The 21,224-nt window shown below is 66.5% G+C and carries 19 protein-coding genes; 8 read left to right on the plus strand and 11 right to left on the minus strand.

Features of this window, described 5'->3' with window-relative positions; genetic code table 11:
• Positions 1 to 12: 12 nt before the first annotated feature.
• The 6 genes from NX778_RS14150 to NX778_RS14175 all read right to left on the minus strand — a co-directional run bounded on the left by NX778_RS14150 (position 13) and on the right by NX778_RS14175 (position 4,496).
• The gene (locus NX778_RS14150; protein ID WP_258812394.1) at positions 13 to 294 is read right to left on the minus strand and encodes a BufA1 family periplasmic bufferin-type metallophore; all 282 of its coding nucleotides are present in this window, start codon (positions 292 to 294) and stop codon (positions 13 to 15) included.
• A 114-nt stretch (positions 295 to 408) separates the two neighbouring features.
• Positions 409 to 612 (minus strand): YjfB family protein, encoded by a 204-nt coding sequence (locus NX778_RS14155; RefSeq protein WP_258812395.1) that lies wholly within the window; start codon positions 610 to 612, stop codon positions 409 to 411.
• 51 nt (positions 613 to 663) lie between these two features.
• Positions 664 to 1,182 carry a molybdopterin-guanine dinucleotide biosynthesis protein B gene (mobB, locus tag NX778_RS14160; protein WP_258812573.1) on the minus strand — a complete coding sequence of 173 codons (519 nt, stop codon included), beginning with the start codon at positions 1,180 to 1,182 and terminating at the stop codon, positions 664 to 666.
• 1 nt (position 1,183) lies between these two features.
• Positions 1,184 to 1,918, minus strand: coding sequence for a general secretion pathway protein GspB (locus tag NX778_RS14165; RefSeq protein ID WP_258812396.1), 735 nt, complete (start codon positions 1,916 to 1,918; stop codon positions 1,184 to 1,186).
• A 6-nt stretch (positions 1,919 to 1,924) separates the two neighbouring features.
• The gene (locus NX778_RS14170; protein WP_258812397.1) at positions 1,925 to 3,532 is read right to left on the minus strand and encodes an ExeA family protein; all 1,608 of its coding nucleotides are present in this window, start codon (positions 3,530 to 3,532) and stop codon (positions 1,925 to 1,927) included.
• 154 nt (positions 3,533 to 3,686) lie between these two features.
• Positions 3,687 to 4,496: a metal-dependent hydrolase gene (locus NX778_RS14175; RefSeq protein ID WP_258812398.1), complete on the minus strand. Its 810-nt coding sequence runs from the start codon at positions 4,494 to 4,496 to the stop codon at positions 3,687 to 3,689.
• A gap of 169 nt (positions 4,497 to 4,665) precedes the next feature.
• On the opposite strand from NX778_RS14175, the gene NX778_RS14180 reads away from it, so the two are divergent.
• The 8 genes from NX778_RS14180 (at position 4,666) to NX778_RS14215 (ending at position 15,061) form a co-directional block, all read left to right on the plus strand.
• Positions 4,666 to 6,024 (plus strand): head GIN domain-containing protein, encoded by a 1,359-nt coding sequence (locus tag NX778_RS14180; RefSeq protein ID WP_258812399.1) that lies wholly within the window; start codon positions 4,666 to 4,668, stop codon positions 6,022 to 6,024.
• A gap of 81 nt (positions 6,025 to 6,105) precedes the next feature.
• Complete coding sequence (locus NX778_RS14185) at positions 6,106 to 8,064, plus strand: CocE/NonD family hydrolase (RefSeq protein ID WP_258812400.1); 1,959 nt, start codon at positions 6,106 to 6,108, stop codon at positions 8,062 to 8,064.
• Between the two features lie 229 nt (positions 8,065 to 8,293).
• The gene (locus tag NX778_RS14190; RefSeq protein WP_258812401.1) at positions 8,294 to 9,172 is read left to right on the plus strand and encodes a glucosamine kinase nucleotide-binding domain-containing protein; all 879 of its coding nucleotides are present in this window, start codon (positions 8,294 to 8,296) and stop codon (positions 9,170 to 9,172) included.
• A complete protein-coding gene (nagA, locus tag NX778_RS14195; RefSeq protein ID WP_258812402.1) occupies positions 9,169 to 10,269 on the plus strand; it encodes an N-acetylglucosamine-6-phosphate deacetylase in 1,101 nt (366 codons plus the stop codon). The genes NX778_RS14190 and nagA overlap by 4 nt, the downstream gene beginning before the upstream one ends.
• Entirely contained in the window at positions 10,262 to 11,272 is a 1,011-nt protein-coding gene (locus NX778_RS14200) for an SIS domain-containing protein (RefSeq protein WP_258812574.1), read from the plus strand. Before nagA ends, NX778_RS14200 begins: the two co-directional genes overlap by 8 nt.
• A gap of 3 nt (positions 11,273 to 11,275) precedes the next feature.
• Positions 11,276 to 12,772, plus strand: coding sequence for a beta-N-acetylhexosaminidase (gene nagZ / locus NX778_RS14205; RefSeq protein WP_258812403.1), 1,497 nt, complete (start codon positions 11,276 to 11,278; stop codon positions 12,770 to 12,772).
• A gap of 155 nt (positions 12,773 to 12,927) precedes the next feature.
• Positions 12,928 to 14,220: a tetratricopeptide repeat protein gene (locus NX778_RS14210; protein WP_258812404.1), complete on the plus strand. Its 1,293-nt coding sequence runs from the start codon at positions 12,928 to 12,930 to the stop codon at positions 14,218 to 14,220.
• Between the two features lie 100 nt (positions 14,221 to 14,320).
• Complete coding sequence (locus tag NX778_RS14215; RefSeq protein WP_258812405.1) at positions 14,321 to 15,061, plus strand: GntR family transcriptional regulator; 741 nt, start codon at positions 14,321 to 14,323, stop codon at positions 15,059 to 15,061.
• Positions 15,062 to 15,117: 56 nt separating this feature from the next.
• Here NX778_RS14215 and NX778_RS14220 read toward each other — a convergent pair whose 3' ends face one another.
• The 5 genes from NX778_RS14220 to NX778_RS14240 form a co-directional block, all read right to left on the minus strand.
• On the minus strand, positions 15,118 to 15,906 hold the full coding sequence (locus tag NX778_RS14220) for a glucose 1-dehydrogenase (RefSeq protein ID WP_258812406.1): 789 nt from the start codon (positions 15,904 to 15,906) through the stop codon (positions 15,118 to 15,120).
• 75 nt (positions 15,907 to 15,981) lie between these two features.
• On the minus strand, positions 15,982 to 18,711 hold the full coding sequence (locus tag NX778_RS14225; protein ID WP_258812407.1) for a M16 family metallopeptidase: 2,730 nt from the start codon (positions 18,709 to 18,711) through the stop codon (positions 15,982 to 15,984).
• A gap of 90 nt (positions 18,712 to 18,801) precedes the next feature.
• Complete coding sequence (locus NX778_RS14230; protein WP_258812408.1) at positions 18,802 to 19,140, minus strand: DUF3579 domain-containing protein; 339 nt, start codon at positions 19,138 to 19,140, stop codon at positions 18,802 to 18,804.
• A 355-nt stretch (positions 19,141 to 19,495) separates the two neighbouring features.
• The gene (locus NX778_RS14235; RefSeq protein ID WP_258812409.1) at positions 19,496 to 20,455 is read right to left on the minus strand and encodes a CobD/CbiB family protein; all 960 of its coding nucleotides are present in this window, start codon (positions 20,453 to 20,455) and stop codon (positions 19,496 to 19,498) included.
• Positions 20,456 to 20,546: 91 nt separating this feature from the next.
• Positions 20,547 to 21,215, minus strand: a complete 669-nt coding sequence (locus NX778_RS14240) for a CoA pyrophosphatase (RefSeq protein WP_258812410.1) — start codon at positions 21,213 to 21,215, stop codon at positions 20,547 to 20,549.
• Positions 21,216 to 21,224: the final 9 nt, after the last annotated feature.

Consider the following 21,224-nt stretch of genomic DNA (forward strand, 5'->3'; position numbering starts at 1 on the left):
CGGATTGACTCCTTACTTCTTCTCGGCGCCGCGTTTGGCGCCGAGCTTGCCGCCGACCTTTTCGCAGGTGCCCTTGGCGACGTATTTCCATTCTTTGGCGTCATTGTCGGCCGTGGCCTGGCTGGCGCAGCCGTGGGTGGCGGTGCCGCAGTCGTTCTGGCCGGCCTTGGCGACGCCGTAGCATTTTTCCTGGTCAGCCTGCCCAGCCATGCTGTCCTGGCCGTTGGCGAAGGCGGTGCTGGCGGCGCACGCGCCGGCCAGTGCGGCGGCGATCATAGCGTGGCGCTTGTTCATGGTCGTTCTCCTGATGTGTCGGACTCGTGGATTGTACCCGCACCGCCAACGAAAACAACCCGGGCCCTCGGCCGAGGCGCCCGGGTTGCATTGATCCAGCCCGGAAAACGAGGTTCAGGCCGTGGTATTGATCGTCTGGCCGAGGTGGTCCGGCAAATTCTGCACCGGTGGCGGCGACTTGATCGCGTCGAGCAGCTGGGTTGCGGTCGAGGATGCAATTTCTTCGGCGCGCTTTTGCAGGGCTACATCGACATCTTGCTTGGTGCCGGTGTCCGCAATAGTGCTCGCGGCCCGGGCGATGCTGCTGGCGTCCATCATTCGGCTCCCAATAAGGCGTATCCCCCATTTACGGCTGCTTTTCGAGGAACTTTAGGGTGTGACCGACAATTTCATCCATTCGTCCAGCCAGGCCAGCACCGACGCGGGATCGTCCAGGTCCAGCCAGGCCAGCCCGGCGCGCGCCCCTTCCGGCCGCGGCACGTTGCTTGCCACCGCGACAATAAGCTCGTCGTCGGGGTAGACGGCCGGCTGGCCGATCGACGGCCGGTGCACTTCCAGCTTGGGAATGGCGGCCCATTTATAGCCTTCCACCAGGGTCAGTGCGGCCGGGGACAGCTGCGACAGCAGTTCAGCCAGCCCGGGTTCGGGCTCCGCGCGCAGCTCGCGCACGACGGCGATGCGGTACGGCGACGCCAGCATCACCTCGGCCGCGCCGGCGCTGCGCAGGCGCGCGCTGTCCTTGTGCGGCGGCTCCAGCACGACATCATGGTGGCTATGCTTGATCACATTGACCCGCATCCCGCGCGCGGCGAGGCCGGCCACCAGGTGCTCCAGCAGCGTGGTCTTGCCGCTACCCGACCAGCCGACGACCCCGAGTACCTTGCCCATGTCAGAACGGGACACGGTAGCGGCTGCCGCGATAGTTCATCACCGCGCCTTTCGGCAGCAGCTTCTCCAGCACCAGCCCCGGCGCGACTTCCTCGCCCTCGTGGCGCAGGACGTTGTCGATCAGGATCAGGCGGTCCGCCGGGTTCGGCGAGTACATGTAGCCGCCAAACGCCACTTTCGGGATGTCGCGGCGGGTGGCCTCCGGCAGCGCGCCGAGGGCGGGCAGCGACTCTTCGCCTGCAGCCGCCGTCTGGATCGGCGCAGGAGCGGTGGCAGCGACCGGTGCAGGCTGGCTCGCAACGTGCGCGGGCGCCGCTACCGGCACCGCAGGCTTGACAACCACGGCAGGCTCGCGCTCCGGCGGCTTGGCGACCGCGACTGCATCAGGCTTCGGCGCGGCATCTGGCTTGCCGACCAGCGCAACCTGGCTCGGCGCGCTCGCGACCTGCTTCACCGGCGCCGGTTCTTGCGCGGCTGCGGGCGGCACCGGTGCAGGCGTCAGCGACGCCACCGGCGCAGCGGGAACCGGAGCAGCGGGAACCGGCGTCGCCTGGTGCCGCCACAGCATCAGCGCCGCCACGACCAGCACCACGCCGGCCGCGACGCCGATCACCAGCGGTCTGCGGTTCGCCCCCGCCTCCGGCGCCACGCTGGCGGCGGGCGCATGAATGGTCGGCGCGCTGCCCAGCTGGCGCTCGGCCTGTGCCTTTTTCAGGGCTTCGAGAATGTAGGACATCGTGTTTTACTTATCGGTCCGGTTAAGCGACAGCAGGCGCGGTTCGTCCACCCCCGACAGCTGGTTCATGCGCATGTAGGTGCGCGGCCCGGCGACGCCGTCCGCCTTCAGGTTCTGCTTCGACTGGAAATCGCGCAGCAGTCCCTGCATGCGCGGGCCCAGCGGCTGGTCCACCGGCGGCGCATCCAGCTTGTTCATCTCCGCCAGGCGCTCGGCGATCCAGTCCACATCCGGCCCATGATCGCTTGCTCCGACCTGGTCGCGGAAGCCGCGCGCGACGCGCCAGAAGGTCGTGTACTCGCCGTCGAACAGCGGCGCCAGCGCGGCCAGGTTCACGGTCTGGCGCTTGCCGTCGACGCTCAGCGTGGCGCTGGTGTCGTCCATATGCGTCAGCACCGCGTAACCGGTTTTGCCCTGGTCGTGCAGCGTGATGATCGCGGGCCGGTCCAGCAGGCGCAGTTCGTACAGGCCGCCCTTGCCCTTGTTGCAGCGCAGGTTGAGCTTGAGCGCGGCCTGGCACGCATCGCCCGCCGGCAGGGGCTCGCCCCACAGCGCCGCCAGCTCGCGCAGCGCGGCATCCTGGCTGGCATGGGCGGCAGGCTTCTGCGTCGATGCGCTCGGCTTGGGCGCCGGCGAAGCGACGGCAGCGGTCACCGGCGCGACCTTGGCGATGGTCACCGGCGCGCTGCTTTGGCGCGGCAGGATCTGCCAGGCCGCGGCGGCGCTCAGCGCGACCACGGTCAGCACGCCGCCCGCGATCACCGGCCAGCGATAGCGGCGCACATCGGCATTCTCGCCGCCAAAGACCTCCTGTGCGGCGCGGCGCAGGATCGGGCGCGTGACCTCGCGGCTGTTCTCGACATAGGCGCCGAGCAGCCCGCGATCGCACAGCAGGTTGATGCGGCGCGGTACGCCATGCGACAGGCGGTGGATCAGCGTGGTGAGCGAACTCGGGATCGGGATCGGCCCGTTGACGCCTGCCACCGCCAGCCGGTGCGCGACGTAGGCGCCGGTCTCGGACTCGGACAAAGGCCCGAGGTGGTAGCGCGCGATGACGCGCTGGGCCAGCTGTTCGAGCTCGGGGCGCTCGACCATCTCGCGCAGCTCGGGCTGGCCGATGAGGATAATCTGCAGCAGCTTGCGCTCGCTGGTTTCCAGGTTGGTGAGCAGGCGCAGCTGCTCCAGCACGTCGGCCGACAGGTTCTGCGCCTCGTCGATCACCAGCACGTTGTTCAGGCCGCGCGCGTGGGCGTCGAGCAGGTAGCCGTTGATCGCGTCCACGTAGACCTTGGCGCCGGTCGCGCCCGGGCCGCGCGGCGGCAGCTCGATGCCGAATTCGTCGCACACGGTCAGCAGCAGCTCTTCCACCGTCAGGCGCGGATTGAAGATATAGGCCAGGCGGCAGTTGTCGGGGACCTGTTCGATGAAGCAGCGGCAGACGGTGGTCTTGCCGGCGCCGATCTCGCCGGTCAGCAGGACGAAGCCGCCGCCGCTGTCGATCCCGTACAGCAGGTGCGCGAGCGCTTCCCGGTGGCGTTCGCTCATGAACAGGTAACGCGGATCGGGCGCGATCGAGAACGGCGCTTGCTTCAGGCTGAAATAGTTGTTGTACATGGCAAACCGTGGGGCGGCAGCGTTGTGAACCTCGCGCAGTATATTTTGAAATCGGCTCGGGCGGGCGCAACTGTGTCAATGGGGCTCCATTGGAACTCCGCCATTATAGTTACCGTCATTCCCGCCTCGGCGGGAACGACGATATCTTTACGCTTCACTGTCCGACGGTCCGAAACGCTGTCCTATTACGTGACAACCCCCCCTCCGCCAGCGCCCGGTTATCGTGCTGCCACGGATGAAACGACGGCTTCAGGTACTGCAAACCCGGCCTCAGGAAATGCCAGGCCATGCCGCGCCGCCCGAACCACATCCGCCCCGCGCTCGCCCAGGTCGACCGCCGCCACAAGGTCCCGTCATGCTTGAGGTTATACGCCGTCTGCCTGAATGCATCCAGCCAGAACAGCAAGCTCACATGCAGGAACCATAGCACCCGCCGTGCATACCCGCCGCCGATCGCCTGGTACACATCGAAGGCCACCGCCTTGTGCTCGGTCTCCTCGGCCGCATGCCAGTTCCACAGCAGGCGCAACTGCGGGTCGGCGCCATCGAGCCACTCCGGGTAGCGCAGCACGCCGTCCGCCAGCACCGCCGTGTAGTGTTCCAGCGCGGCGGTGACGGCCACGCGGCTGCGGATGTCGAGCCGTGAGACCAGCCGCACGCGGTCCGCCAGCGACTTCTCGATCGTGTAGTCGAAGCCCTGCCCGGCCAGTTGCGCGTTGTACTGGATGTGGACGAAGCGATGGCTGGCCTCCTGGCCGACGAACTCCCTGATCGAATCGGCCAGCTCCGGTTCGACCCATTGCGCGGCCGCGCGCAGGCTGTCGATGAACATCTGCTCGCCGATCGGGAAGCTCATCGACAATGCATTGAAAAAGTGGGTGCGGTAGGCATCGCCATTCAGCCAATGGCGCGGAAAGCCGCCGGACAAATCAACATCGAGCTTGCGAACGGTAATCGAAGACATGCGTCCAATATACCTGCTGCCGAGCTCCGGCCCGCGCACGCTTCGTCCACCCGTGGGCACCGTTAATCCCGCGATTTCGGCCGTTCGTCGGTTTCGACGTGCAGATGCGCCGGATGCGGCATATCGTGCAGTCTCCCGGCAGCCGCCGCCCCAACGACCCGACAACAATATGAAAAACGCGTTCGTCATCACCCTTCTCGCATGCCTCGCCGTGTTCGCCGTCGCCGGACAAAACCTCCCGCAACGGCGCGCCGAATCCCAACGCGCCGACTTCGCGACCGAGCAGCGCCCGATCGGCGCGTTCTCCGCGATCGAACTGGATGGCCCGTTCGACGCAGTGGTGCACGCCCAGGCCGCCAACAACGCCGTCGAGCTGTCGGGCCAGCGCCGCGAACTGGACGACATCGAAACCTTCGTGCGCGGCGACACCCTGGTGGTGCGCTCCAAGCCGCGCGTGGGCTTCTACTTCAGTTTCGGGCGTAGCCATCGTGAACCAACGCGGGTGACCATTTCGGCGCCCATGCTCAAGAGCCTGGACAACTCCGGCAGCGGCGACGTGACGGTCGACCAGCTCGGCGGCGACAAAGTCACGCTCACGGTCAACGGTCCCGGCGACCTGCACGCGTCGGGCGCAGTGCGCGACCTGAGCGTCAGCATCAGCGGCAGCGGCGACGCCGACCTGCGCCACCTGTCCAGCACCAAGCTCGAACTGAACATGTCCGGCCCCGGCGACGTGCTGGTGTCCGACGTGTCAGGCGAGATGTCGGCCAATGTCAGCGGCTCCGGCGACCTCGCCGCCGAGAACCTGAACGTGGGCCGCCTGGTCGCGCAGCTGAGCGGCCCGGGCAGCGTGGCCTTGTCCGGCACTGCGCACGAATTGAGCGGAGAGGTGTCCGGCTCGGGCGACCTGGACGCGTGCAAGCTGTCGGTGGAGGCGGTGCGCGCGCGGATGGACGGCCCTGGTTCCGCCTGCGTGGCGGGCGCCATCAGCCAGTTCGACGCCGAGGTGAATGGCTCGGGCGACCTGTCCGCCAGCGGCCTGCAGGCGCAGAGCGCGCGGCTGCGCATGAGCGGTCCGGGCGGCGTCAAGCTGCAGGGCGAAGTCGGCGAACTGAATGCCGAAGTGACCGGCTCCGGCGACCTGCATGCGAAATCGCTGAAAGTGAAGACCGCCGTGATCCGCAGCCACGGCCCTGGCGGCACGGAGCTGTCGACCGTGTCCGACACGCTCGACGCCGAACTGCACAGCAGCGGCGGACTGCAGGCAGCCCTGGCCGGCAAACGCCTGCTGCTGCAGATGGATGGGCCAGCCGATGCCGCCATCAGCGGCACGGCGGACCTGGTGCGCGCGCAGCTGTCCGGCTCCGGCAGCCTGGACGCACGCAAGCTGGTGGCCGGCCGCGCCGACGTCCACGTCGATGGACCGGGCAGCGCCGAAGTCTACGTGCTGCCGGAAGGCGCCGCGCGCGGCGCCCACGCCTCGCTGCTGACGGTGGAGCGCAACCGCACGCGCCAGGTGACAGAGTAAGCATCCATTTGTCCTTGTGCTAATGTAGCGCGGCAGCACGACTGCCGCGTTTGACATTAGAAGACCCGACCAAGGACGCCCATGAAGTCAACCATCGCCCGCCTCGCGCCGCTCGCCGGCGCGCTGCTCGTCGCCGTCCTCGCACACGCGCAGGACGGCAAGCCGCAATACCCCGCCCTGCCTTCCGAAACCCCGGCCGACTTCAATGCGCCGACGGCCGGCTTCAACTACGTCAAGCGCAGCGTGATGATCCCGATGCGCGACGGCGTGAAGCTCAACACCGTCATCATCACGCCGAAGGGCGCGAAGAACGCGCCGATCCTGCTCACCCGCACGCCGTACAGCGCATCCGACCTGACCGGCCACGCCGAAAGCAGCGATATGGCCTCGATCCTGCAAGGCTACGACAACGCGACCGACGTGATCGTCGACGGCGGCTACATCCGGGTGGTGCAGGACGTGCGCGGCAAATACGGCTCCGAGGGCGACTACGTGACGAACCGTCCGCTGAGCGGGCCGTTGAACCCCACGCCGGTCGACCATTCGACCGACACCTGGGACAGCATCGACTGGCTGGTGAAGAACCTGCCGGAGTCGAACGGCAAGGTCGGCATCATCGGCATCTCCTACGACGGCTTCCTGCCGCTGATGGCGCTGGTGAATCCGCACCCGGCGCTGAAGGTGTCGGTGCCGATGAACCCGATGGTAGATGGCTGGCGCGGCGACGACTGGTTCCACAACGGCGCATTCAGGCAGATCAACCTCTCCTACATCATGGAGCAGGTGGTCACGCGGCGGAATGAAGCTAAATGGTTTACATCGAATTACGACGACTACGACATGTATATGCGCGCCGGTTCCGCCGGTGCACTGGCGCATGCGCGCGGCGTCGAGCAGAGCGGCTTCTGGCGCAAGGTGCTGGCGCATCCGGCCTACGACAGCTTCTGGCAGCAGCAGGCGATGGACAAGATCCTCGCGAAACAGCCGGTGACGGTACCGACGCTGCTGGTGCATAGCCTGTGGGACGCCGAGGACATCTACGGCGCAATCGCGGTCTACAAGGCGATCAAGCCGAACGACCGTGACAACAAGGTGCACCTGGTGCTGGGGCCGTGGCAGCACGGCGGCGGCATCGAGGACGGCAGCAACCTCGGCGCGATCAAGTTCGGCAGCGACACCGCCCTGCACTTCCGGCAGGAGATCCTGTGGCCCTTCCTGGACCGCTACCTGAAGGACGACAACGCCGCGCCGCAGATCGCCAATGTGTCGGCATTCGAAACCGGCACCAACAAATGGCGCCACCTGAACGCCTGGCCAGCCGGCTGCAACAGCGGCTGCGCGATCAGGCCGATGCAGCTGCACCTGTCCGCCGGGGACAAGGCGGTGCTGGGCGGGACCGCGGCGGACCACGGCTTCGCCGAGTACATTTCCGATCCTTCGAAGCCGGTGCCGTTCCGCCAGCGGCCGATCCCGCCATATGGCTACGACGAGAGCAAGGGCCAGACCTGGCCGCGCTGGCTGGTCGACGACCAGCGCGAGGCATCCGGCCGCACCGACGTGCTGACCTTCACGTCCGACGTGCTCACCGCGCCGGTAAAGATCAGCGGCGAGCCGGTCGCCAACCTGGTCGCATCGACCAGCGGCACCGATTCGGACTGGGTGGTGAAAGTGATCGACGTGTATCCGGACCAGGTGGCGAGCCAGCCGGCGATGGGCGGCTACCAGCTGATGGTCTCGGGCGACATCTTCCGCGGGCGCTATCGCGAGAGCTTTGCGGAGCCGCACCCGATCACGCCGAACAAACCGCTGACCTACCGCTTCGGCCTGCCGACCGCGAACCACGTCTTCCTGCCCGGTCACCGCATCATGGTGCAGGTGCAGTCAAGCTGGTTCCCGCTGTACGACCGCAATCCGCAGACCTACGTCGAGAACATCTTCTGGGCCAAGCCGGGCGATTACAAAAAAGCGACGCAGCGGGTGTACCACAGCAGTTTTGTCGAGCTGCCAGTGGTGGAAGCCGCGAGCCCGGTATCTCAATGAACCCGTCATTCCCGCGAAAGCGGGAATCCCATTTTTTGAGCATACCGGCGCCATTTTCAATACCGAAGCAATACCAGTATATTATCCATACAGATCAATAACTTAGCTTTATAACCTGCGGCTATTGCGGCATTCCCTGCACAAAAATATGAATACCAGTTAAATACCTGTTGACAAGCCGGTATGCCCTCCCTATAGTGCCCTCACCTCCCCGGCACTCGTAATTCTCATGATCGAATTCCTCCTTGGCGTCGATGGCGGCGGCACCGGCACGCGGGTGCGGCTGGCGCGCGTCGGCGGCACTGAACTTGCGCAGGCGGCCAGCGGTCCGTCCGGCCTTTCGCTCGGCATCGACAAAGCCTGGGCCGCGGTCAACGACGCGGCTGCCAAAGCCTTCGCGGCCATCGGCATCGATGCGATCCCGTTCGCGCGCACCGCCGTCGGCCTCGGCATGGCCGGCGTCCACAACAAGGAATGGGCCGCGCAATTCGAGGCCGCCAATCCCGGTTATGCAGCGCTCGCGCTGAACAACGATGGCGTCACCACGCTGATTGGCGCGCATGCCGGCGAACCGGGCGTGATCGTGGCCATCGGCACCGGCAGCGTGGGCGAATCGCTGCTCGCGGACGGCAGCACGCGCGAAGTGAGCGGCTGGGGCTTCCCGGCCGGCGACGAGGCCAGCGGCGCCTGGATGGGGCTGCGCGCCGTGGGCCACATCGAGCAGGTGCTCGACGGCCGCAAGCCGCGCAGCGCCTTCGCCGATGCGGTGATCGACGCCTGTGGCGGCAACCGCGATGCGGTGCAGTCCTGGCTCGGCAAGGCCACGCAGACCACCTACGCGGGCCTGGCACGCATCGTGATCGCGCATGGCGAATCCGACCCGGTCGCGCGCACCATCCTTGAAGACGCGGGCCGCGAAGTCGCCGTCATGGCGGCCGCGCTCGATCCATCGGGCGCGCTGCCGGTCGCACTGTGCGGCGGCCTGGGCGAACCGCTGCGCCGCCACCTGCCGCAAGAACTGCTGGCGCGCGTGACCGCGCCGCGCGGCGACTCGGCGCAGGGCGCGCTGCGCCTCATCGAACAGCATCTGAAGAAGGCATTCCAATGAAGGGCAATATCCTCACCCCGAACGGCTGGGTGGTCGGCGACATCGAATTCGGTGCGCGCATCCTGTCGATCGAAGGCGAAGCCATCAACCCGGACGCGAACCGCGAAGACTACATCCTTCCCGGTTTCATCGACCTGCACGTGCACGGCGGCGCCGGGCGCGACATGATGGAAGGAGGCGACGCCGCCCACGTGATCGCCGCGCTGCATGCAAAGCACGGCACCACCAGCCTGCTCGCGACGACGATGACCGCGCCGGTCGAGGACATCGACAAGGCGCTGGCGGCGATCGGCGCGGCCTGCCGCGAACGCGGCAAGCAGGAGGCGCGCATCCTCGGCGTGCACCTCGAAGGTCCGTACATCAATCCCGGCAAGCTGGGCGCGCAGCCTCCGTATGCGCGCGAAGCCACGCTCGCTGAAGTCGAGCGCTTCGGCACGCTGGCGCCGATGAAACTGATCACCGTGGCGCCCGAGATGGATGGCCACCTGGAGCTGGTGCGCCAGCTCGCCGATGCCGGCATCCGCGTGCAGATCGGCCATACCACCGGCTCGTACGAAGACGGCGTCAAGGCGCTGGAACACGGCGCGGCCGGCTTCACCCACCTGTTCAACGCGATGCCGGGCCTGCACCACCGCGATCCCGGCATGGTCGGCGCGGCCCTGGCACATGCCCAGTACGCCGAGATCATCCCCGACCTGCTGCACGTGCATCCGGGCGCGATCAAGGTCGCGCTGCGCTCGATCCCGCACCTGTATTGCGTGACCGACTCCACCGCCGCCGCCGGCATGCCGGATGGCGAGTACATGCTGGGCCGCCAGGTGGTTCACAAGTGCATGGGCGGCGTGCGCCTGGCCGATGGCACGCTGGCCGGCAGCACGCTGACCATGGACCAGGCGCTGCGCAACCTGGTGAAGATCGGCCTGCCGCTGGACGAAGCTTCGCGGCGCGTCTCGACCAATGCCGCCGACTACCTCGGCGAAACCCAGCGCGGCCGCCTGGCGCCGGGCTGCTTTGCCGACATCGTGGTCCTCGACCGCGACCTGAATATCAAAACCGTTTATATCGAAGGAGAAGTGTGTGACCTCGCTGATGCTTGAAGAAGCCGTTTCCGCAGCCGACTGCGTCGCCCTGCAATTGGCGCATGACGCCGACCGCTACGCGGAGCTGGGCAAGAAGCTCAGGTCCACCAACTTCCACAGCGCGGTCACCGTGGCGCGCGGCAGTTCGGACCATGCCTCGGCCTACCTGGCCTACCTGATCATGTCGCGCATGGGCCGACTGGTGACCTCGCTGCCGATGTCGCTGATCACGCTGTACAAGTCGCCGCTGGTGACGCGCGACACGCTCGCGGTGGCGATCTCGCAGTCGGGCCAGAGCCCGGACGTGGTCGAGCCGATCCGCTACTTCCGCGGCGGCGGCGCCACCACCGTCGCACTGGTCAACGACGATACGTCGCCGCTGGCCGAGGCTGCCGAGTGGACCATGCCGCTCCACGCCGGCAAGGAGAAGAGCGTGGCCGCGACCAAGAGCTTCATCACCAGCCTGGCCGCCGGCGCGCGCCTCGTGGCGGAGTGGCAGAACGATCCCGAACTGAAGGAAGGCATCGCGGCGCTGCCGGAGGTGCTGGCGCAGGCCGCGCAGGCCGACTGGTCCGCCGCGCTGGAAGTCTTGACCCCGGCCGAGAACCTGATGGTGGTCGGCCGCGGCATCAGCTTCCCCATCGCGCTCGAATCCGCGCTCAAGTTCAAGGAAACCTCGGCGCTGCAAGCCGAAGCCTTCTCCGGCGCCGAGATCAAGCACGGCCCGATGGCGCTGATCGACGAAGGCTACCCGCTGCTGATCTACGCGACGCGCGGCCCGGCGCAGGCAGGGCTGGTGCAGCTCGCGACCGAGATGCGCGGCCGCGGCGCGCGCGTGCTGCTGGCGGCGCCGTCCGACATCGCCGAGCGCGACCTGACGCTGCCGGTCGCATCCACGCCGGACCTCGACCCGATCGCCGCGATCCAGTCCTTCTACGTGATGGCGGCGCACCTGTCCAAGGCGCGCGGCCTGGATCCGGACCGTCCGCGCCACCTGTCCAAAGTCACCAAGACCAGCTAAGCCATGAGCGCGAACTACCACCAGCTCGCCGGCCAGCTCATCATGGTGCGCCTGTTCGGCACCGAGCTGGATGCCGACACCGCCGACTTCCTGCGCGCGAACCGGGTGCGCGGCGCCTGCCTGTTCCGGCAGAACATGGCCGACGCCAACCAGCTCAAACGCTTCACGCGCGCGCTGCGCGATGCGATGGGCGATGAAGCGCTGATCGCGCTCGACCAGGAAGGCGGCGCGGTGGTGCGCGCGACCTGGGTCCCCGCCCCGCCGTCGGCGATGTCGCTCGGCGCGTCCGGCGATCCCAAGCTGGCGCACGCGGTCGGCGCGGCGGTGGCGCGCGCGGTGCGCTCGCTCGGCTTCAACTGGAATTTCGCGCCGGTGCTGGACCTGAACAACAACCCGCTCAACCCGGTCATCGCCGAGCGCTCGTTCGGGGCCGATCCGCTCAAGACCAGCGAACTGGCGCTGGCGTGGATGGCCGGCAGCGAGTCCGAAGGCGTGGCCTGCTGCGTCAAGCACTTCCCCGGCCACGGCGACACCCACGTCGATTCTCACCGCGACCTGCCGACCGTCGACAAATCGCTGGATGAACTGGAGCGCTTCGAATTCGCGCCGTTCCGCATGGCCTCGGCCAGTGCGTCGGCGATGATGACGGCGCATATCGTTTATCCCGCCCTCGACGCCGAGCAGCCGGCCACGATGTCGCGCCCGATCCTGACCGGCATCCTGCGCGAGCGCTTCGGATTCAGGGGCGTAGTCATCACCGACGGCATGGACATGCACGCCATCGCGCAGCGCTACGAGGCCGGGCAGGCAGCGGTGAACGCGCTGGTCGCGGGCGCCGACATGGTGATGGCGATCGGCAGCCGCGAAACCCAGCAGCGCACGATCGATGCGATCGCCGATGCGATCCGCGATGGCGTGCTGCCGATGGATGAAGTCGAGGCCCGCCTCGCGCGCCTGTCCGCGCTGGCCCAGGCGCACCCGTGGGGCCAGCCCGATTACGCAGCCGAGCAGCAGGACCGTGCCTTGATGGCGCAAGCATGGCAGCGCGGCCTGACGGCGCTACGCTCGCCCGCGCGCCCGGCGCCCGGCAGCAAAGTGAGGCTGGTCGCGCGCCAGGACGTGGTCAGTGACGGCGTCTCGGAAGCCGGCGTGCCGGCCGCCGGCATCGCGGCATCGCTGGGCAAGCTGTACGACGTCGACCTCGTCACCTTCGCCGACGCCGAATGCTTCGACTGGAGCGCGCTGCCGGACGATGGCCGCTTCACGATCCTGGCGTCGACTTCGCGCCGCCGCTACGGCCCGAACGCTCGCGCGAACTGGAAGCCCGACCTGCACCTCGCGCTGTGGAATCCCTACCAGGCGCTCGACTTCGATGCGCCCGCGCTGATGACCTACGGCTTCGCGCCGCCGGCGCTGGAGGCGGTCAACGCCTGGCTCGCCGGCGCGGCCAATGCAGAGGGCATTTGTCCGGTTCCGGGCTTCGCCGGTAACGCAATGTAACGACACGCCGCGCCGGCCAGGCTCTGCGGCACAATTATCCGACCCAACTGTTTGGTTTGTGGGAAAATGCGTGTTTTGTTTGAAATGGCAAGCTTGCTTTTTCCAACAGAGAACAAGTACCGCTCACCTTTTTGCTATTGATTGAAGGATTTTCCATGTCCCAATTTCGTCTCGCCCGTCTTGCCCTGATGCTGGCCGCCCTCGGCGCCGCTCCGGTCCTGATGAACAATGCCGTTGCCCAAGACAAAAACGCGAAGCCGGCAGCCGCTCCCGAGCAAAAAGGCCCGAGCGTGCGCCCGGAAGTCTTCAAACTGATCGATCCGAACGCGGTCAAGCCGCTGATGGATGCGAAGAATTACGCTGAAGTCCAGAACCGCATCACGCAAGCGCAAGCGCTCCCGAACCTGACCCCGTACGAGCAATACGCGATCACGCGCATGAAGGTGTCGGTGGCCGCCGCGACCAATAACGAAGCAGACCTGATTTCGGGGCTGAGCGCCGCGATCGACTCCGGCTTCCTCGCGCCGCAAGAAAAGGACAACTTCCTGATCTCGCTGGGCACCACCTACTACAACCAGAAGAACTGGCCGAAGGCGGTGGAAACGTTCAAGCGCTACCAGAAAGAAGGCAGCGACCCGTCGCGCGTGACCAACTACCTGATCCGCGCCGAGTACCTGAACAACGACTTCGCGAGCGCCAAGAACGACCTGCTGCCCTACGTCGAAGGTCTGGAAAAAGCCGGCAAGCAGCCGACCGAGGAAGACCTGAAGCTGCTGGCCTCGGCCGCCAACAAGGTCAAGGACAACGCGACCTACCTGAAGTCGCTCGAGCTGCTGGCGTCCTACTACCCGACCGACGACTACTGGACCGACGTGATCAGCCGCGGCGTGCTGAACAAGCCGGGCTACAACCCGGCCAACGACGCCAACGTGTACCGCCTGTCGTTCAACGCCGAATCGAAGATGTCGCCTGACTTCTACAACGACTTCGCCACACTGCTGCTGACCGACGGCTTCCCGACCGAAGCCAAGAAGGTGATGGACGCGGGCTTCGCCAACGGCGTGCTGACCGACGCCAAGGCGCGCCAGCTGCGCGACAAGGCGACCAAGGGCGCCGCTGACGACGCGAAGAACATCGCCACCGGCGAAGCGTCGGCTGCCAAGTCGAAGAACGGCGCCGGCCTGGTCAATATCGGCTGGGCGTACGTCACCATGGGCCAGTACGACAAGGGCATCGGCTTCATCCAGCAAGGTATCGCCAAGGGCGGCCTGAAGCAGCCGGACGAAGGCAAGCTGCGCCTCGGTATCGCGCAATTCCGCGCCGGTCACAAGGAAGACGCGATCAAGACCCTGCAGGAGATCAAGGCAGCGGGCGGCCTGGCCGACCTGGCGAAATACTGGATCCTGCTGATCAACCACCCGACCGCGGCGACCAACGCGGCCAAGTAAGCCGTCCGGATCGTCCCGACAAGCCCGCAGCGATGCGGGCTTTTTTCTTTGCCTGTTTTGGTATGATCGGCTGTCGCCAACCGCTTCCCATTTCGCCTTGATGAACCAGCTCGCACAGCTCATGCAGGACACGGCCGGCGCCGGCAAGCTGCCGCTGTACCAGCAGCTGCAGCGCGCGCTGCGCCAGGCGATCGACCAGGGCCTGTTCGGCCCGGCCGGCGCGCTGCCCGCCGAGCGGCAGCTCGCGACCGAACTGGCGATCTCGCGCATCACGGTGCGCAAGGCGATCGATGCGCTGGTCGAGGAAGGCTTGCTGGTACGGCGTGCCGGCGCGGGCAACTTCGTCAATGCGCGCATCGAGAAGAACTTCGCCAAGCTCACCTCGTTTTCCGAGGACATGCGTTCGCGTGGTCGCAACCCCACCAGTGTGTGGCTCAAGCGTTCGGAGGGACTGGTGACGCCGGAGGAAGCGCTGCGCTTGCGCCTGTCGCCGGGTGCGCGCGTGTACCGATTCAACCGCATCCGCTACGCCGACGATGTACCGATGTGCCTTGAGTACGCGACCATCGCGGCGACGGCCCTGCCCTCGCTGGATGCGGTTGGGACGTCGATGTATGAGGCGCTGGAGGCGTCAGGCAAGCGGCCGGTGCGCGCGCTGCAGCGGCTGTCGGCATTGCTGCTCAATGCGGAGCAGGCCAGGCTGCTGGCCTCGCAGGAAGGCGCGGCGGGCTTGTGCGTTGAACGGTTGGGGTTCCTGCGCGATGGGCAGGCGGTGGAGTTTTGCCGGTCCTACTTCAGGGGCGATATGTATGATTTCGTGGCCGAGTTGAGCGCCGCATAGCTGCTAGCAAAATGGGGTTCCCGCTTTCGCGGGAACCCCATTTTGCGCGAGCAGCGTTACAGCGCGGTCAAGCCACCGTCCAGCGCCAGCTGGTGCCCCGTAACGAAGGACGACTGCTCCGAGCACAGCCACATCACCGCATTGGCCACTTCCGCCGCCTCCGCGATGCGCCCCATCGGGTGCGCCGCGTTGAGCTTTTCTTCCAGCTCCGGATCGCGCTCGAAGGCGCGCGCCAGCAGCGGCGTGCGCACCACACCCGGGCACAGGCTGTTGACGCGGATTCCCTGGGCCGCATGCGCCGTCGCCGCGCTCCTGGTCAGTCCCACCACCGCATGCTTGGTGGCGGCGTAGATCGGGCTCGCCGGCACGCCGACCAGCCCCGAGGTCGAGGCCATGTTGACGATCGCGCCGCCGCCCTGCTTCGCCATCTGGCGCAGCTCGTGCTTCATGCACAGCCAGACGCCCTTGACGTTCACGGCCATCATGCGGTCGAACTGGGCTTCGTCGCCATCCGCGAACGAGGCCTCGTCTTCTTCGATGGTGGAGCTGTTGACGGCGCAGTCGATGCGTCCGTAGTAGTTCACGGCCTTCTCGACCAGCGCTTCGACATCGCCGGCGCGGGCCACGTTGGCGTTGACATACAGCGCCTTGCCGCCCGCTTCCACGATCATGGCCGCGGTGGCGTGGCCGCCGTCGACCGCGGTGTCGGCGACCACCACCGATGCGCCGGCGCGCCCGAACGCAATCGCGATCGCACGGCCGACGCCGGCCGCGGCGCCCGTCACCAGCACCACCTTGCCCGCGAAAGAAATGGCCGCGGCCTGCTGCTTGTTTGTGCCCTTCAAAATCCCGTCTCCACCGACACTATGCTAAACCCATACACCATAGCGTCCGCGCATCGATACGTCAAACCCCCAGGGTCAAGGATTGCCCGCTTTTTTCAGGTCGCCCGCCATCACGACCGATAACCTGGCCGGATCGATCGCCTTGCGGAAGGCCGCGTTCAGCTGCGGCAGCGTGACCGCCATCAGCTTGCGCTCGAATTCGGCCGACCAGGCGTAGGTCTTGCCCTGGTAGAGATAGGAGGTCCATCCGGTCGCCAGCGCGCCGTCGCGGGCGCGGTTCTGGATCCGCTGCTGCATCAGGCCGGACTTGGCGCCCGCCAGCTCGGCATCGGTGAAGCCGTCCTTGAGCGCGCGCGCCAGCTCCTCGCGCACGGCCTTGTCGACCCGGCGCAGGTTCTGCGGCGCGGCGATGGCGCTGACCGCGAACAGGCCGGCGCGATCGAGGTCGCCCGCCGCCAGCTCGGAACCGCCGCCGTAGGACAGCCCTTCCTTCTGGCGGATGCGGTCCATCAGGCGCGAACGCAGGCCGCCTTCGCCGAAGATGTAATTGGCCAGCATCAGCGCCGGGTAGTCGGCATCGTCGACGTTCAGGTCGAGGTTTTCGCGCGCGGTGTAGAAGCCGTTCTCCTTGTCCGGCGTGTCGAGCGTCTTCTGGAAGGGCGCGATGTCGGCGTAGCGGCGCAGCACCGGCGCCACGTGCTCCTTCGCGGTCCAGTGTCCGAACAGCTGGTCGACCAGCGGCGCGATTTCCTTGGGATCGAAGTCGCCGACGACCGCGATCTGCGAGGGGACGGAGCCGTAGTAGTCGCGGTGGAACGCCTTGACCTCGTCCAGCGTCGCGTTCTTGATGTCGGCGATGTCTTCGTCGAGCGTGGTCTCGTGGCGCACGTCGCCGCGCGGGTAGATGTCGAAGTGGGTGCCCAGCGCGCGCGATGCCACTTCCTGCGGCTCGCCCTTGCTGGCCTCCAGCCCGACCAGGGCCTGCTGGCGCAGCTGCTCGAACTCGGACTGCGGGAAGCTCGGCTCCTTGAGCACGTGCGCGACCAGGCGCAGCGCCTCGGCCAGGTTCTCGCGCGTGGTCTCGAAGTGGGTCAGGCCACCGGCGATCTTCAGCTTCTCGAAGGCGTCGGCCAGCTGGATCCGGTCGTACTTGCTGGTCCCGCGCATCAGCATCGCCGCCGTCAGGCCGGGCACGGCGTTTTTGCCGAACAGGTTCTTCTCGTCGCCGATGTGCTGGCGGATGTCCACCGACACGGTCGCGCCGCGGTTCTTCTTGGGCAGCAGCGCGAGCTTGACGCCGCCTTCCGTCACCAGCGTGGTGCGCTTGAGGATGTTCTCCTGCGTCGGCGCGAATTCCTCGGAGGTGTAATTACCGTTCTGCGGCTTGAAGTCCTTGAGCACCGAGGCGACCGTCGGCGCGGCCGGGATCGCGGCGCGCTCGGGCTGGTCGGTCGGGATGAAGGTGCCGGTGACGCGGTTGTCGCGCTTGAAGTAGCTGCCGGCGGCCTTGGCCACTTCGTCCGCGGTGATCGCCTTGATGCGGTCGCGCCCGACGAAATACAGGCGCCAGTCGCCAAGTGAGATCGCCTCGGACAGCGCGACGCCGACCTTCTGCGGATCCGCCAGGCTGCGCTCGAAATCGTTGAGGTACGAGCGGCGCACGCGGTCCATCTCTTCCTGCGTCGGCGGATGCTGGTAGAAATTCTCGACGGCGTCAGTCAGCGCGGCGCGCACCGGCTCGATCGGGGCGCCCTTCTTCACCACCGCGCCGAAAAACTGCAGGCCGGGCGCGTAGTTCGACTGGGCGAAGGCGAACACCTCGCTCGCCATGCCGCTGTCGACCAGCAGCTTGTGCAGGCGGCCGGTCGGCACGTCACCCATGATGCTGGACGCGACATCGATGGCGTCGCTGTCGGCGTGCAGGCCGGAGGGAATCTTGTAGCCGAGGGCGACGATCTGCACGTCACCCTGGCGCCGCACGGCGTAGGTGCGCTCGCCGTCCTGGGTCGGTTCCACGGTCCAGAACTGGGGCAGCGTGCGCTTCGGCTTCGGGATCGCGCCGAACAGGCGGCTGATGTTGGTGAGCGTGGCCGCCGGGTCGAATTTGCCGGCCACCAGCAGCACCGCGTTGTCGGGCTGGTAGTACTGGTGGTAGAAGGCCTGCAGGTTCGCGATCTTCACGTTCTCGATGTCGCTGCGGGCGCCGATGGTCGGGCGGCCGTAGGCGTGCCAGTCGTAGGACAGGCTCTGCATCCGCTTCATCAGCACCTGGCCGGGCGAGTTCTCGCCGCTCTCGTACTCGTTGCGCACCACGGTCATCTCGGAGTCGAGGTCCTTCTTCGCAATGAAGGAATGGACCATGCGGTCGGCTTCCATCTGCAGCGCCCACTGGAGATTGTCTCCCGAGGCGTCGAACACTTCGAAGTAGTTGGTGCGGTCGAAGGTGGTGGTGCCGTTGAACTGCATGCCGCGGTCGGCGAACTGGCGCGTGATGTCGGGGTGCTTGGGCGAGCCCTTGAACATCAGGTGCTCGAGCAGGTGGGCCATGCCGGTCTCGCCGTAGTTCTCCATGCGCGAGCCGACCAGGTAGGTGACATTGACGGTGATGGTGGGCTTGGAGGCGTCCGGGAACAGCAGCACTTTCAGGCCGTTGGGCAGGCGGTATTCGGTGATGCCTTCGACCGCGGGCCCCTGCGTCACGCCCTTCGGCAGCGCGAGCGACCACGCGGCGCCGGATGCCACGAACGCGGCGCAGCCGACCGCGACCTGCGCGGCGAATCCGCGCGCTATGCTTTTCCAGTTCATGTTGTCCCTGTCATGACGCTGGCGCCCCACGGCGCCTGATGCAAATGACAGGATGGTAACAGACCGGCGCGCGCACATCCGCGCGCGTGCTCAGTGTTTGGGATCGCCCGGCAGCGGGACGAAGCAGGCGTCGACCACTTGCAGGTCGTTGTCCTTGGCGAAGTCGACGACGAAGTGGTAAGCCAGCGGTTCGAGTTCCTTCAGCGCGCGGCTGACGACCACGGCCTTGAGCCCGTTGACCACGGTGGGACGCACGTAGGGGGAGTACTTCAGGTGGGCGTTGCGCCCGTCCTCGGGGCGAAAGCAGGACATGGCGCCGCAGAGGCGTTCGGCCCAGTCGCTGGGACGGAACTGCCGTCCGCTATTGGACATGCCCAGAATAAAGAACTCGCCGGCGAGTTCTTTGTTTTGCGATGGTGACTCGGCCATAGTGCTGCTTGCTGAAACAAGAATGCTGCGTGGAGGAGAACCTGAGTATTATATCTTATAGAAGACTTGCGGACGAGGTTTATGGGGTCCGGTGTTGCAAGTGTGAGGGCGATGGCCAGGAAAAACAATGGCGAGATGAAGGAAGATGGCGAAGTTTAGTTGGCAGAAGAAACAGGATAGTTGCCAATTGCCGTCGCCCCGGCGAAGGCCGGGGCCCATGGACAATGCGCGCTGTCGAAAAGTTTGCTTGCTGTGGCAACGGTATAAAGCGCACGTCAGCAGACTCAGCATGGATCCCGGCCTGCGCCGGGACGACGTGCTGAGGGTAGCGGGAAAGCGAATTTCGGAAGCGCGTTTAGCCCAGCAACACCGCGCTCGACAGCAGCAGCAGGAGCAGCATCCACAGCAGCAACGCGCGCCAGACCAGGCCGACCGTGCTCTGCAGTGCGCGCACGTTCGGCTCTTCGCCCGGCAGCACGTCGGCCTCGGCTTCGCTCAGGTCGACCATCGCGGCATCGGCCGGCAACAGTTGCGGTGCGTTCTCGGCCGGCGTGCCCAAGCGCACGCCCATCGCGCCGCCGCCCGCAGCCAAGATGATGCCCTTCGATTCGTCATCCCAGCGGCTGGCGAAGTTGCGCCAGGCGTACACGGCGTCCTCGAAATTGCCGACCACCGCGAACGCGATCGCCGTCAGGCGCACCGGAATCCAGTCGATCCAGTAGAAGGCCCTGGCCGCGAACCTGCCGAACTCCTCGTTCTTCATGTGCTCGGGCTCGTTCCAGGCGCGCGCCAGGTACTCGGCCACGCGGTACATCACGGCGCAGGCCGGCCCGACCGGCATCAGGAACCAGAAAAACACACCGAACACATTGCGGTGCGTCGTCACCAGCGACTTTTCGACCGCGATGCGCGCGATCTCGCTGCTGTCCATGCCCACCGTGTCGATCTTGGCCCACTCGGCCAGCAGGGTGCGCGCGGTGGCGTCGTCGCCGGCGTTCAGGGCGAACTGGATCGAGGTGAAGTAGTGGCTGTAGTGGCGAAAACCGAGCGTCAGGTAGACGATCAGGACGTTCCAGGCGAACACCGCGAACACGAGCTTGTAATGCAGCAACACGCCGTAGATGATGGCGGTCGGCAGCATCAGCGTGGCCATCATCAGCAGCCAGCCCAGGCGGCCATTGCCGGGCTCGCCTGCGTTGAACCAACCTTCGATCCGCGTGGCCAGGCGCTTGATGGCGCCGTACACCTGGTTGTCGGCGCGCAGGGGCTTCAGCTGCTCGATCAGCAGTGCGCACAGGATCGAGAAAAAAGTCATCGAACGTCCTTGTTTTTGTTTAAGGCAACTTCATGCTGCCCGCTACGATAACGCAGAGGGCCGCCAGAATCAAATCAAGGCGCGTTCGGGCTCAGGCGCGCAGGAAATGAAACAGGTTGCGCAGCATGGCCGCGGTGGCGCCCCAGATGAAGTAGCGCTCGTAGGGCATGGCGTAGAAACGGCGCCGACCCTTTCCTTCCGGCAGTTCGTAGGACAGGCGCTGGTGCCGCATGCCGTCCATCAGGTAGGCCAGCGGCACTTCGAAAATCTCGGCGACTTCGTTGGGGTCGGCGGCCAGCTCGAAGGGCGGCGCGATCAGGGCGACCACCGGAGTGACGCGGTAGCCGGTGCCGGTGACGTGTTCGGGGAGCAGGCCCAGCACCTCGATATGGCGGCGCTCCAGGCCGATTTCCTCCGCAGTTTCGCGCAGCGCGGTCTCGATCGGTGAGGAATCGTATTCTTCGGCGCGGCCGCCGGGGAAACTGATCTGGCCGGCGTGGTTGGACAGGTGCTCGGTGCGCTGGGTCAGCAGCACGTTGAGGGCGCCGTCGCGCTGCACCAGCGGGATCAGCACCGAGGCGCGCTTGAGGCTGGGATGTTGCTGCAGCCAGCTCTCGTCGACCGTCTCCGGCTTCCATGCCGGCGGCGCGACAAAGCGCCGGCGCAGCCAGCTGGCCGACAGCCGCTCGGGCACGAGCGCGGCCTCGCCGGCGTAGCCTTCCACCGGCAAGAGTTGGGGATCGAAATGAATCTTTGCCAAACAGAAACT

It is taken from the genome of Massilia terrae (genome assembly GCF_024753145.1).
Taxonomy (GTDB): Bacteria; Pseudomonadota; Gammaproteobacteria; order Burkholderiales; family Burkholderiaceae_D; genus Telluria; species Telluria terrae.

What these genes read in the sequence shown, in the direction of transcription:
- NX778_RS14150 (WP_258812394.1), bottom strand. Translation starts at nt 294, where the DNA reads ATGAACAAGCGCCACGCTATGATCGCCGCCGCACTGGCCGGCGCGTGC.
- NX778_RS14155 (WP_258812395.1), bottom strand. Translation starts at nt 612, where the DNA reads ATGATGGACGCCAGCAGCATCGCCCGGGCCGCGAGCACTATTGCGGAC.
- mobB (WP_258812573.1), bottom strand. Translation starts at nt 1,182, where the DNA reads ATGGGCAAGGTACTCGGGGTCGTCGGCTGGTCGGGTAGCGGCAAGACC.
- NX778_RS14165 (WP_258812396.1), bottom strand. Translation starts at nt 1,918, where the DNA reads ATGTCCTACATTCTCGAAGCCCTGAAAAAGGCACAGGCCGAGCGCCAG.
- NX778_RS14170 (WP_258812397.1), bottom strand. Translation starts at nt 3,532, where the DNA reads ATGTACAACAACTATTTCAGCCTGAAGCAAGCGCCGTTCTCGATCGCG.
- NX778_RS14175 (WP_258812398.1), bottom strand. Translation starts at nt 4,496, where the DNA reads ATGTCTTCGATTACCGTTCGCAAGCTCGATGTTGATTTGTCCGGCGGC.
- NX778_RS14180 (WP_258812399.1), top strand. Translation starts at nt 4,666, where the DNA reads ATGAAAAACGCGTTCGTCATCACCCTTCTCGCATGCCTCGCCGTGTTC.
- NX778_RS14185 (WP_258812400.1), top strand. Translation starts at nt 6,106, where the DNA reads ATGAAGTCAACCATCGCCCGCCTCGCGCCGCTCGCCGGCGCGCTGCTC.
- NX778_RS14190 (WP_258812401.1), top strand. Translation starts at nt 8,294, where the DNA reads ATGATCGAATTCCTCCTTGGCGTCGATGGCGGCGGCACCGGCACGCGG.
- nagA (WP_258812402.1), top strand. Translation starts at nt 9,169, where the DNA reads ATGAAGGGCAATATCCTCACCCCGAACGGCTGGGTGGTCGGCGACATC.
- NX778_RS14200 (WP_258812574.1), top strand. Translation starts at nt 10,262, where the DNA reads ATGCTTGAAGAAGCCGTTTCCGCAGCCGACTGCGTCGCCCTGCAATTG.
- nagZ (WP_258812403.1), top strand. Translation starts at nt 11,276, where the DNA reads ATGAGCGCGAACTACCACCAGCTCGCCGGCCAGCTCATCATGGTGCGC.
- NX778_RS14210 (WP_258812404.1), top strand. Translation starts at nt 12,928, where the DNA reads ATGTCCCAATTTCGTCTCGCCCGTCTTGCCCTGATGCTGGCCGCCCTC.
- NX778_RS14215 (WP_258812405.1), top strand. Translation starts at nt 14,321, where the DNA reads ATGAACCAGCTCGCACAGCTCATGCAGGACACGGCCGGCGCCGGCAAG.
- NX778_RS14225 (WP_258812407.1), bottom strand. Translation starts at nt 18,711, where the DNA reads ATGAACTGGAAAAGCATAGCGCGCGGATTCGCCGCGCAGGTCGCGGTC.
- NX778_RS14230 (WP_258812408.1), bottom strand. Translation starts at nt 19,140, where the DNA reads ATGGCCGAGTCACCATCGCAAAACAAAGAACTCGCCGGCGAGTTCTTT.
- NX778_RS14235 (WP_258812409.1), bottom strand. Translation starts at nt 20,455, where the DNA reads ATGACTTTTTTCTCGATCCTGTGCGCACTGCTGATCGAGCAGCTGAAG.